At 52.8% G+C, this 12445-nt stretch carries 7 protein-coding genes and 1 pseudogene; 2 read left to right on the forward strand and 6 right to left on the reverse strand.

Annotated elements, in window-relative coordinates:
* Positions 1-103 precede the first annotated feature (103 nt).
* The 4 genes and pseudogenes from BGK49_RS04330 to BGK49_RS04345 all read right to left on the reverse strand — a co-directional run bounded on the left by BGK49_RS04330 (position 104) and on the right by BGK49_RS04345 (position 8667).
* Positions 104-1258: a bifunctional tRNA (adenosine(37)-C2)-methyltransferase TrmG/ribosomal RNA large subunit methyltransferase RlmN gene (locus BGK49_RS04330; protein ID WP_000003317.1), complete on the reverse strand. Its 1155-nt coding sequence runs from the start codon at positions 1256-1258 to the stop codon at positions 104-106.
* Between the two features lie 149 nt (positions 1259-1407).
* Positions 1408-1839: a nucleoside-diphosphate kinase gene (ndk, locus tag BGK49_RS04335; protein WP_000963837.1), complete on the reverse strand. Its 432-nt coding sequence runs from the start codon at positions 1837-1839 to the stop codon at positions 1408-1410.
* 148 nt (positions 1840-1987) lie between these two features.
* Positions 1988-4291, reverse strand: a complete 2304-nt coding sequence (pbpC, locus tag BGK49_RS04340; protein WP_000956432.1) for a peptidoglycan glycosyltransferase PbpC — start codon at positions 4289-4291, stop codon at positions 1988-1990.
* Positions 4292-4300: 9 nt separating this feature from the next.
* Positions 4301-8667: pseudogene (locus tag BGK49_RS04345) on the reverse strand (alpha-2-macroglobulin family protein).
* Between the two features lie 206 nt (positions 8668-8873).
* On the opposite strand from BGK49_RS04345, the gene sseA reads away from it, so the two are divergent.
* Together sseA and timP are read left to right on the forward strand one after the other, a co-directional pair.
* Entirely contained in the window at positions 8874-9719 is an 846-nt protein-coding gene (sseA, locus tag BGK49_RS04350) for a 3-mercaptopyruvate sulfurtransferase (protein WP_000108626.1), read from the forward strand.
* A 335-nt stretch (positions 9720-10054) separates the two neighbouring features.
* Complete coding sequence (gene timP, locus BGK49_RS31380) at positions 10055-10180, forward strand: small toxic inner membrane protein TimP (protein WP_001385884.1); 126 nt, start codon at positions 10055-10057, stop codon at positions 10178-10180.
* 31 nt (positions 10181-10211) lie between these two features.
* Here the strand turns inward: timP and sseB are convergent, their stop codons facing one another.
* Positions 10212-10988 (reverse strand): enhanced serine sensitivity protein SseB, encoded by a 777-nt coding sequence (gene sseB, locus BGK49_RS04355; protein WP_005007820.1) that lies wholly within the window; start codon positions 10986-10988, stop codon positions 10212-10214.
* Positions 10989-11129: 141 nt separating this feature from the next.
* Positions 11130-12413: an aminopeptidase PepB gene (gene pepB / locus BGK49_RS04360; RefSeq protein ID WP_000133575.1), complete on the reverse strand. Its 1284-nt coding sequence runs from the start codon at positions 12411-12413 to the stop codon at positions 11130-11132.
* Positions 12414-12445: the final 32 nt, after the last annotated feature.

A 12445-nucleotide genomic window follows, 5' to 3' on the forward strand; every position in this document is an offset into this window, starting at 1 on the left:
TCAGCAAAAACGCACCGTTAATATTGACCAGACAATTGCAACTTAATACTTCATTCATAAAAGATTACGCACGGTACATAAAGTAACCGTGGCGTAATGGCTATCAGACCGCTTTAATGTCGATGGCTTCACCCTGCATCCGTTTACGCAGGGTACGTTTCGTACGGTCGATAACATCGCCCGCCAACTGACCACAGGCAGCATCGATATCATCACCACGAGTTTTACGCACAATAGTGGTGAAACCGTAGCTCATCAGCACTTTTGAGAAACGGTCGATACGGCTGTTCGAACTGCGTCCATACGGCGCGCCCGGGAACGGGTTCCACGGGATCAGGTTGATCTTACACGGCGTATCTTTCAGCAGCTCCGCCAGTTGGTGCGCGTGTTCAGTGCCGTCGTTAACGTGGTCAAGCATCACGTATTCAATAGTGACTCGGCCCTGATTGGCGTTGGATTTCTCCAGATAACGGCGCACCGCAGCAAGGAACGTTTCGATATTGTACTTTTTGTTGATCGGCACAATTTCGTCACGAATTTCGTCGTTCGGCGCGTGCAGGGAAATTGCCAGTGCAACGTCGATCATATCGCCCAGTTTATCCAGCGCCGGAACTACACCGGAAGTAGAAAGCGTGACGCGACGTTTAGACAGGCCAAAACCGAAATCATCAAGCATGATTTCCATCGCCGGAACGACGTTGTTCAGGTTGAGCAGCGGCTCGCCCATGCCCATCATCACTACGTTAGTGATTGGGCGCTGACCGGTGACTTTTGCTGCGCCGACGATTTTCGCCGCACGCCACACCTGGCCGATAATTTCCGACACCCGCAGGTTGCGGTTAAAGCCCTGCTGGGCGGTGGAACAGAATTTACACTCCAGCGCACACCCCACCTGAGAAGAGACGCAGAGCGTGGCACGGTCGTCTTCCGGGATATACACCGTTTCGACGCGCTGATCGCCAACGGCGATCGCCCATTTAATGGTGCCGTCGGATGAACGCTGTTCTTCAACCACTTCCGGTGCGCGGATTTCCGCCACCTCTTTCAGTTTGCCGCGCAACACTTTGTTGATGTCGGTCATCTCATCAAAGTTGTCGCAGCAATAGTGATACATCCACTTCATCACCTGATCGGCGCGGAAGGGTTTTTCACCTAAATCTTTAAAAAACTCCCGCATCTGCTGACGGTTGAGATCCAGCAGGTTGATTTTTCCATCTTTCGTGGTGACGTTTTCAGGTGTGACTAATTGTTCAGACATATGCTATTCCGGCCTCGTTATTACACGTTATGGCCCCTGGAGGGTTGAAAAAAGAAACGCCCCGGTGAGCGGCTGCTCGTCCGGGGGCGCTGCATTGTACAAATTCTGGCGCACGGATGCCACGTTTGCACGCGGCATTTACGAAATTATTAACGGGTGCGCGGGCACACTTCGCCTTCGCCAAAGAAATAAGCGATTTCGCGAGCGGCAGATTCGACGGAATCAGAACCGTGGGTACCGTTTTCGGTCAGGCTGTCAGCGTAATCAGCGCGCAGAGTACCAGCCAGTGCGTTTGCCGGATTGGTCGCGCCCAGCAGATCGCGGTGACGCTGAACGGCGTTTTCACCTTCCAGCACGGAAACCACGATCGGGCCAGAGGTCATGAATTCAACCAGACCATCAAAGAACGGTTTTCCATCGTGTTCAGCATAAAAGCCACGTGCCTGTTCAACGGTCAGGTGCAGCATTTTGGTGCCGACAATTTTGAACCCTGCAGCTTCAAAGCGCGCAAAGATATTACCAATGACGTTTTTTGCTACCGCGTTCGGTTTGATGATGGAAAAAGTACGTTCAATAGCCATTTTTACCTCTGTAAATTGTTCTGTTGTTGTCTGTACCAGCGTACGAGATGGCGCGGATTATAATGAGCAACAGGGCCGTTGACTATTGATGAAGGTAACATTTTTTTAAAATAAAATGAGTTTTAGCAACAATCAGGGACAAAACAGACTATTGCATGACAAATTTCACTGTCGCGATTTGCCCCACGTCATCCATCACCAGCAATTGATAATCACCTTTATCCGTCAAATGCAGGGTCACGTTGCGCCCGCGTTCAGTTAACGGTTCGCCATTCAGAAACCACCAGCGTTCACCTGCCCCTCCACTTGATTGCAACGGCAAAGTCGCTTCCGCTGCGCCCGGTAAACGTTTAATAATCGCGCCATCGCGAACGCCTGTCAGCTGCAGCGGGAGCTGGGCATCGTGACCGTATGGCGGGCAACTTGTCGAGGCCGGTGGTAAGCGCACAGCGCGACTTTCTGATGCGGGCAGCCAGGGTTCCAGCGGTAGCGGCCAGACATTTATCATTTCTTGTCGCGCTTGCGGGCAATCAGCGGCAACACGTTTGCCATTTTCATCCAGCCAGATGGGGAAACGAATGCCATTAATGCCTTCCTGCTCCGGCAGTAATAGAGTTGGCGGCTGACTCCCGTCCAGCAGCCAGGTTGCCAGGCGGCGGCGACAGTTACCGTCACCTTCCGGCAAAGACTGTCCGCCCGGCCAGCAGATAACGCCACGAGTGACTGAGTTCGGGCGCGGGTCTTCCGGCAGATTCGCACTGCGCGACAGTAAGATATTATTGACCTGATTCAACAATGGTACGGCACTGGCAAAGCCAAACTGATCAACAACGGGCGTGCCGTCCGGTCTGCCAGTCCAGATCCCAATGACATAGCGAGCGTTAACCCCAATCGCCCAGGCGTCACGATAGCCATAGCTGGTGCCCGTTTTCCATGCCAGTGGGGCGACGCGCGGCAAGGCACTATCCGGCAAGGGTTGCGCTTCATCAGCCATAATCCGGCGAATGATCCACGCCGCCCCCGACGACATTAAAGGCCGTTCAAGCAGCGGATCGTCAGGCTGTAAGCGCAATTTGCCTGCCTTGCCGTGGCGAGCAAACGCGGTATACGCTGCCGCCATATCTTCCAGTTTTGCACCAGCGCCGCCGAGAATGAGTGAAAGATTCGGCGCAGCACCGTTGGGCAAATATAACGGCAATCCAACATTGCGTAACTTTGCCGCAAACCGTTTCGGTCCATAGGCTTCCAGCACCTGCACAGCAGGTAAGTTCAGCGAGCGCACCAGCGCCTCGCTCATGCTGATCGGGCCATGAAAACCGCTATCAAAGTTACCTGGTCGATAATCACCGGTGCGCCGGGGGACGTCTTGCAGCAGTGATGCCGGGTGGATCAAGCCTTCATCCAGCGCCAGACCATAAACAAACGGTTTGAGCACCGATCCTGGCGATCGGATCGCATTGACCATATCAACATGACCAAAGCGTGAATCATCGTTGAGATCAACCGATCCCACCCAGCCGCGAACACGCATATCGGTATGATCAACCACGATCATCGCCAGTGAGCTGCGCGGTGGCAACCGCCCTTTCCAGTTTTGCGCCAGTTCTTCCAGACGTCGTTGAAGACCGGCATCCAGCGTAGTAACGATTTTGTCGCTTTTGCTTTTACCGAGCATCATGCGCGAAAACAGCGGTGCCAGTTGCGGCATTTGTCGGGGTGCCAGCCAGATGGGTTCTTCCCTTGACTCTTTTACCTGCTCACGGGACCACACACCTTGCACGGCCATCCGTTCGAGCACTTTATTACGCGCGGCTTCGGCACGCTCCGGCCAACGATCCGGGCGCAGTCGGCTGGGCGCTTGCGGTAACACCGCCAGCATTGCCGCCTCGGAATAGCTTAAATTCGCAGGCGATTTTCCGAGATAAGCCCAACTTGCCGCACCGATCCCCTGCAACGTACCGCCAAACGGAGCGCGGTTAAGATACAAGATCAGAATTTCACGCTTAGACAAATGCCACTCCAGTTGCAACGCGCGCCAGAGCTGGAGAATTTTGCCACCAAATGTTTTGGGGTGAGGATCAAGCAGACGAGCAACCTGCATAGTGAGCGTGCTGCCACCAGAAATAACCCGTCCCGAAGTGAGATCTTGCCATGCTGCGCGCGCCACCGAGAATGGATTCACCCCCGGATGCTTCCAGAACCAGCGATCTTCATAATTGATCAGCGCTTCAAGGTAACGTGGAGACACATCTTCGATTGTTACCGGATAACGCCAGATGCCATCAGCATCGGCGAAGCGCCAGAGCGGCGTACCATCCTGCGCCACGACCACTCGTGCGGGATTGACTTCATGCAGCGGTAGAGGCCAGAGTTTATCTGCTCCCCACGCTGCAAGAAAAAGGAGAAATGGCACAGCTGCCAGCGTTATCCAGCAGCCGCGTTTGGTTAACAAGCGAAGCGTTTACGGTCGGACAATCAGCAGATCTTCAGCCGCGCCGGTCGCCCGCCATTGGGGAACATACATTGATTCCACCATCGGTTGCGGTACCTGATACGTTCCCGGCGTCACCGCCCGCGCCAGATACACCAGCGTTACCGGTTGGTATTCATCAACGGCAACCGCCGCCACAAAGCGATCGTCACGGAACTCAATGTGCTAATGCTCGCCTGCTGCATCTGGTTCAGTAAGTTTTGCACTTCGCCACCACTTTGCTCCAGGCTGGCGCTACCGTTCGCCAGATTCTGATTTTCCAGTTCCAGACCCGCAGGCAGCAGATCCACGACTAACGCATCCGGCACGCTGTTACTGGCTTTTACCTGCAACCAGACCAGCACCAGATCGCCGCTACGTAACGAGTCCAGCGATTTGCTCTTACCATCAGTACCAAGAATATGACGCTCGATTTGCAGCACATTGTTCGCCGGTAAAGGTGCGGATTGCGGATAACCGCTGGCATCCATACGCAACCATAACGGCTGATCGCCACTGTTTCTCACCTGCAAGGTGGCAAGTTGATCGCTATTCAGATTGCTGTTTAGCGTTTTCTCGCCTGTCAGCGGCTCAGCTGAGAAAGAGGTTTGCGCCTGCCATTTACCCGGTAAATCCTGAATCGTACGGGCAGCCAGGAACAACGCGTTACTTTCCTGCGTCGATAGCCAGCGTTCACCAAACGCCTGCTGCGAAAGTGTGTTCAGCAAAGTGTACTGCTCATCGGGTAGCAGTTTATTTTCTTCCAGCAAGGAGAGCATTAACGCGTTGTCGCGCAGTGGACTACCGTAATCACCCAGCCATATCCGCTCATCACTATTTCTCGGCGTTTTCAGCGCCAGCACAATCGCTTCTTCACCACGCGTTGCATCACCCATGGTTTTCAGCGCAATGCCAAGTTGCAGCAGCGGTAAACCAGAAGCGGCATCTGCACGATGCTCCCAGATTTCACGCAGCGCACCCAGTGGTGCTTTTTGCTGACGGGCCAGCACCAGCGCAGCGTAAGACTGAACGGCGAATTTACTGGCTTTGAGATTATCCGCGTACGGGATCGACATCATGCCCGGATCTTGTAAATAGCGCAGCAGACGCTCATTACCCCGGTTAATGGCGTCTGTCGGCACGCTGTAACCCTGTTCGCCTGCGCGGACCAGGAAATCCATCACGTAAGCCGTCAGCCAGTACTCTTCGTCACCGTTTTTATCCCACAGCGCAAAGCCGCCGTTATCACGTTGCATTTGCAGCAAACGGGAAATGCCGATATCGACCGATGCACGGCGTTTCTCATCACTGTCGCCTTTGATGCCCAACGCCTGCAGTTGGGCTGCGTTGGTATAAAGTGACGGGAACAGGCCGCTGGCGGTTTGCTCAAGACAGCCGTACGGATACGCTTTTAACTCTTTGATATAACGTGCAATGTTCAGCGGTGGTTTGCCGCTCAACAACAATTGCCCTTCCAGCGTAACAGGCGAGAAGTTTTGCAATCCATCCGCCGGAATCGCCCATGTCTCACCAAGCTGTAACGCCGTACCGTAATTAACCGTTTGTGCCGGGAACGCCGGACGGACGCCGATTTTCCACTGCTTATGCTGATCGGCAACGGTTTCACCCGGTAACGCTAACCCGCTAATGGTGGCCTGAATTTCTCCATCGCCATAACCCGGCAATGCTCGCACCGGGATAAACAGCGTAGTACGCACACCTGGCGCTAATTCAACGGCTGCGGGTGAATCGCTGACCAGTTCAAGCAAACCACTGGCGGTCAGGGCAACGTTCAGTTTTTGCGGTTTATCGGTAAGATTAGTGATATCCAGCGTCAGACGCGAGGTATCGCCACTCGCCATAAAGCGCGGCATGTTCAGTTCAGCAATCACCGGTGCGGCAACTATCACTTTGCTTTCGTTGCTACCGAAATCATCTGCCGTCCAGGCTTGCGCCATGACGCGCAATTCACCGTTAAAATCGCCAATCGGCAGTGTAACCGAGCCTTCGCCCTGTTCGTTGAGCGTTACCGGCAGCGCCTGCTGCGCGACAATATTGACGTGATTGACCGGCGGTTTACCACCACGTTTCAGCTCATCACCATCGCCACCGAAACGCAGAGCTGCCAGACGCCCCTGACCTTCAATAACCTGACCGTAAATATCGTAAATGTCTGCGCCATTGCGTTTCTGACCAAAGAACGCCTGCCACGGATCTGGCGTGACGTAGTCAGTAATATTCAGCACACCACTATCAACGGCAGACACCAGCACATTCACCTGTTTAGGCTTCTCGCCATTTTTAGTGCTGGCTTTAATTTTCACGGTTAATGGTTGATTGGGACGCATTTTTGCTGGTGTTTCCAGCGCCAGATCGAGGCGACGGTTTTCATCGCCAAGCGGCAGATGCAACACACCAACCGCGCGTTTTGGCGTCGCGGAGCGAGATTTATCGCCAGGACGTACCACCAGCGTACTTAAATACAGATCATGACGATTCCAGGTTTTATCGACCGGAATCGTCAGATCCAGCCCTTGAGCCGGAACATCAATCTCTTGCCACCACAGCGGCCCTTCACTGGACTCGACCATCGCATAACCTTTACCCGCCGTTGGCGCGGCGATATGCAACTTAATGGTGTCGCCAGGGCGATAACTGGCTTTATCCAGTTTCAGCGTGACACGGTCGGGTCGCACTGCGCCGCTACCGTCGCTGTTGTCCTGCCAGCTATAGCCAGCCCAGAAACGAACACTACTGACCGCTTCATTCGGCGCTTTGACTTCCAGACGATAAGCGCCCCACTCTACCGGAAAACTGACCTTGCCGGTTTCGTCCGCTTTCAGATCCAGAGTTTGTTCATTTTCGATCAGATCTTTTTGATCAAACTGTGACTGCCAGCCTTCATCTTCTGACCAGTTCCAGTAGTAATCGCGGCGTTCGCGAATCAGGCGCACCTGCAAGCCCGACACGGCTTTTTTCACGCCTTGTGCATCGCTATAAACGATGTCAAAAGCGGCGTTACTGCCTTCATCAACAATGGGCTGTTTCACCGTGCTGTCAGTGCGATAATCGTAAACCGATTTCAAGGCGAACTGCGGACGATCGGGCAATGCTTTACCGTCTGCATCGCGCAGTAAACCATTGAGGATTACCGTTTCACCTGGGCGATAAAGATCGCGTGGGCCAAACATGAAAAACTGTTTGCTATAGCCTGGCGCGCCAGCAATGTTAAATTCTGCTAAGTCCAGCGCCGGAAGTTTTAAATCGAGTAGCGTTGTCTGACCGTCTTTACGTGCCAGCAGTAATGCCGCATTTTTATCATTTTCCAGCTGCACATGCCCCTGAGCGTCACTGGTTGCCTGAGTCAGAGTCTGCCCTTTCTCATTTAATAAAGAGACTTCAATTCCTTGCTGGGCCGCGCCGTTTTCCAGACTTTGGGTAAAGATATCCAGACGATTGTGATAACGGTGAGCTGAAACGCCGATATCACTTAACGTAAACAGCGTCGCGGGATTACTGTAATCGTAACGTCCAGCCTGATTCATCACAGCCAGATACACGCCCGCCTGCTGAAGCGGTTTGATATCGCCCAGCGGCAGCAATAATTTTTCACGGGTGTTACGCGCAGGATTGAGATCAAACCGTCCGGTGTAGACCAGATCCGCCATCTGCAGCAGTTTGTCTGACTGCCAGTTCGCCAGCGAATTGCGGTATTCCCATTGGCTAATGAATGCTGGCAGAGATTCTGGCTTAACGCGGAAGAAGTTAACATCGACATTATTAACGTTGAGCGCCATTACCGGCAGCCCTTCAACGACTTTGCCAGGCAGCAGCGAACCACGGCTGGCAAAACCGACGCTGGGTTGGATGTCGCGGGTAGTTATAGTTTTTTCGTAATCTTTACTGAAGGTTGCGTTGTTGAGTGCTTTGACCTCCTTGCCAATAGTAACGATCAAATCACGTTTCGGTTCGAGGTGGCGTAAACGTAGCTCTTTAAGATTATCTGACAGCTCCCAGGCACCATCCACTTTGCCGCTTTTTTTATCGACGACATGAATAACGCGTGAGAAATCCTGATCCGGGTCGAGAGGGATGGAGAACGTCAGCACCAGCGTGGCTGCACCATCAAGTTGGACTTCAGAGAGATCCAGCAATGTCAGCACCTTACCGGCACTCTGTTGGGCCAGTTTTTGTCTCTCCGGTACGGAGAGTTTTGCTGAACTCGCGTTTTCTGAAGAGGCCGCTTTAGTAACTTCAGAAGGCGCATCTTTTTTCACCGCTGTTGGCGCGTTATCGTTGTTGTCGCACCCTGCCAGCGCCAGCATTAGCATGCAGGCGGCTACGCGTAACTTTTTCATTTTTCATCCCTGCCACAATGGCCCGTTAGCAACGTCGAATAATTATTATGCGTGAGAATTTACGTTATGTAATTCAGTATCACGCCCATACAATCCGAATTTTAGTGAGAATTGTGGCTCAGACAGCCAAATCAGCCTCTTTCGCTTGTCGCTTTTCACTAAACATCCGACAATTTAGCCTAACCCCGGCAAAAATGGAGATGCCTATGTCCACGACATGGTTTGTAGGAGCCGACTGGCTCGCCGAACATATTGATGACCCGGAAATTCAGATTATCGATGCCCGCATGGCGTCGCCTGGACAGGAAGATCGTAACGTTGCTCAGGAGTATCTGAATGGACATATTCCCGGCGCAGTGTTTTTTGATATCGAAGCGCTTTCTGATCACACTTCCCCGCTTCCGCACATGCTGCCGCGCCCGGAAACGTTCGCCGTGGCGATGCGTGAATTAGGCGTTAACCAGGATAAGCACCTGATTGTCTATGACGAAGGTAATCTTTTCTCAGCCCCACGAGCATGGTGGATGCTGCGCACCTTTGGTGTAGAGAAAGTGTCGATTCTGGGGGGTGGACTTGCAGGCTGGCAGCGCGATGATCTGCTGTTAGAAGAAGGTGCAGTAGAGCTGCCGGAAGGAGAGTTTAACGCCGCGTTTAATCCTGAAGCCGTGGTGAAAGTAACCGATGTATTATTGGCAAGCCATGAAAATACGGCGCAAATTATTGATGCCCGCCCGGCTGCACGTTTTAACGCAGAAGTTGATGAACCTCGCCCAGGTTTACGTCGCGGACATATTCCCGGAGCACTGAATGTTCCGTGGACGGAACTGGTGCGCGAAGGCGAACTAAAAACGACCGATGAACTGGATGCGATATTTTTTGGTCGCGGCGTCAGCTACGACAAACCAATTATCGTCAGCTGCGGCTCTGGTGTAACGGCAGCCGTGGTTTTGTTAGCACTCGCGACGCTGGATGTGCCAAACGTGAAACTGTACGACGGCGCATGGAGTGAATGGGGCGCGCGGGCAGATTTACCGGTTGAGCCAGTGAAATAAGTATTTTACAGGCAATAAAAAACCGCCGAATTTGGCGGTTTTTTATTGCTGGTCTGGTTCGCGGCCTTTCCAGCAGGTTGTATTACCGTAGTAATGCAAGCGCGTCTCAGCGGAGACAATACTCGCCAGTAACTCTCTTTTTGTCAAGCAAAAGAGAGTTATTATTGTTCTGTTAGTATATTATCCACTGCGGCCCTTTCCGCCGTCTCGCAAGCGGGCGCTGGCTTAAGGAAAGGATGTTCCGCGACCGTTAGAGCAAGCGCGTCTCAGCGCTTGCTATCGCGGCAATATCGCCAGTGGTGCTGTCGTGATGCGGTCTTCGCATGGACCGCACAATGAAGATACGGTGCTTCTGTATCGTACTTATTGTTTCTGGTGCGCTGTTTTCCCAAGTAAATAATAACCGGAGTCTCTCCGGCGACAATTTACTGGTGGTTAACAACCTTCAGAGCAGCAAGTAAGCCCGAATGCCGCCCTTTAGGGCGGCATATTTTAGATTATCCGGTTTTGTTTAAAGTCACGCAAAAAACCTCCCCAGCGACGTTCATAGAATGGCACAATATGTTCGGTAATAAAGTGGCTAATTCCTTTTTCCCCTTTTTTCACCTGACAAATATCGATTGGTTCATCGCCAGGTAATGTATCGGTCGCTACACTTCCCGTCGCCTGAATAATTTCTTCGATATCACCATCGGCTTCAATGCCAATAAATAAATTAGGCTGTGCCTCTTCGTTCTCTTTAATTGAACAAATAAAAGCACGCTTCACCGGCTTAATGGTTTTAAATAAGGTGGTGAGTGAATCAATCATTTGTGCTGGCGGCTCTGCGACTTCCGATAATATCAGCGATTCACCGCCTTCCAGGATTTCCTGGCTGCTCAGCGGATTTCCCTCTTCACCAATCAACAAACTGATTTCACGCGGCATAAATTCTTTACCGGTCGGCAGTTTGGCATTAAGGAAGAGCGTTTCGCCAAGGGTCATCTCAAACAATGTGCGAACGGGCATTACGACAAATGCCTGTTCGTCTTCAACCGCCTGTTGAAGCGCTTCTAACGAGGTGAAAAAAGGAATGACGCTGGTGCCGTCTTCTTTTTCCCAGTGCTGTAAATCAAGCGCACTATCTTCAACCACAGCCTCGCCCTGCGCCGCCGTACCAGGCACCCAGACGGTGGATTCCAGTAGAGTACGGAAAAAGGCCGGGCGGTGCGCCGGTTCGGTTGCTGCTTTTTCCAGCAGGTCTTCAAGTTCGTTTTTTGTTTCGGACATAAGAACCACAATTCATTCAACGTTCGGGGCGCAAATGCCTGATGCGCTACGCTTATCAGGCCTACAAGGGATTCGCAATTTGTTGAATTTGCAGAATTTGTAGGCCGGATAAGGCGTTTACGCCGCATCCGGCATATTAGTTTACGCCGTTAACAGATTAGCTATCGTGCGCACACCAAGTCCCGTAGCGCCCGCAGACCACTGTTCAACCGGCGCTTTACGGTAAGTCGCCGAGCAGTCGATATGCAGCCAGCCTTGCTGATAGTTCTCAACAAAGTGCGACAGGAAGCCCGCCGCCGTGCTCGCGCCTGCCGGATACGCCGCGCTTCCGGTATTGTTCAGTTCGGCAAAGTTAGACGGCAGCTGGCTGCGGTGGAATTCCGCCAGCGGCAGACGCCAGAATGGTTCGTTCTCTTGTGAGGCACTCGCCAGCAAACGACCGGCAAGCGCATCGTCAAAACTGAACAGCGCGTGATAATCATTACCCAGCGCAGTTTTCGCCGCCCCGGTGAGGGTCGCCGCATCAATGATCATTTCCGGTTTCTGCGCACTGGCATCAATCAGACCATCGGCAAGCACCAGACGCCCTTCGGCATCAGTGTTCATCACTTCAACTTTTTTACCGTTGCGATAGGTGATGATATCGCCCAGCTTGAACGCATTGCCGCTAATCAGGTTATCCGCACAGCAGAGGAACAGCTTCACGCGCTTGTTCAGTCCGCGCGTAATGGCAAATGCCAGCGCCCCGGTAACCGTTGCCGCGCCGCCCATGTCCGACTTCATCGAGTCCATAAACGCAGTCTGTTTGATGCTGTAGCCGCCGGAGTCAAAAGTGATACCTTTACCTACCAGGCACGCGTACACTGGCGCTTCTTTATCGCCAGTTGGGTTGTAATCCAGCGCCAGCAATACCGGAGAACGTTCTGAAGCGCGTCCAACGGTGTGCAGCCCCATATAACCTTGCTCACGCAGATCTTCGCCTTTGGTGATCCGATAAGTCACACGATCGCCCGCGACGTTGCTGATCAGATCAACAGCACGCTGTGCCAGTTGCGATGGTCCCAATTCTTCTGCCGGTGCGTTGATGGTGTCACGCACCCAGTCGATGATCATCAGGCGGTTATCCAGTTCCTGGCGCTGGGCATCGTCCAGATCCGGCCACTCCACTTTACGCGTGCCTTTCGGGGCTTTGTAACCTTGCCAGAATGCCCAGCAGCGATCCGCATCCCAGCCTTCACCGCTTAACTGAACATGCTTGATGCCCAGACCGTCAATCTTGCGCGCCGCACGCTGGATCAGCCCCAGATCGTCTGCCCCGTTCAAATGCAGGGTAATGCCGTCATTATTAATGCTGTAAGTTGCTTTTTCTCCCCAGCGCGCGTCGGCAGGTTGGGTAGAGAGGGTAATCTTCATCGCTTCTGTCATTTTAGTTATCCTTCTTTGTAAAAGGGCCGCCA

Source organism: Shigella sp. FC1544 (assembly GCF_001722145.1).
GTDB classification, from domain to species: domain Bacteria; phylum Pseudomonadota; class Gammaproteobacteria; order Enterobacterales; family Enterobacteriaceae; genus Escherichia; species Escherichia coli.

What these genes read in the sequence shown, in the direction of transcription:
- pepB (WP_000133575.1), bottom strand. Translation starts at nt 12,413, where the DNA reads ATGACAGAAGCGATGAAGATTACCCTCTCTACCCAACCTGCCGACGCG.
- BGK49_RS04330 (WP_000003317.1), bottom strand. Translation starts at nt 1,258, where the DNA reads ATGTCTGAACAATTAGTCACACCTGAAAACGTCACCACGAAAGATGGA.
- sseA (WP_000108626.1), top strand. Translation starts at nt 8,874, where the DNA reads ATGTCCACGACATGGTTTGTAGGAGCCGACTGGCTCGCCGAACATATT.
- ndk (WP_000963837.1), bottom strand. Translation starts at nt 1,839, where the DNA reads ATGGCTATTGAACGTACTTTTTCCATCATCAAACCGAACGCGGTAGCA.
- sseB (WP_005007820.1), bottom strand. Translation starts at nt 10,988, where the DNA reads ATGTCCGAAACAAAAAACGAACTTGAAGACCTGCTGGAAAAAGCAGCA.
- timP (WP_001385884.1), top strand. Translation starts at nt 10,055, where the DNA reads ATGAAGATACGGTGCTTCTGTATCGTACTTATTGTTTCTGGTGCGCTG.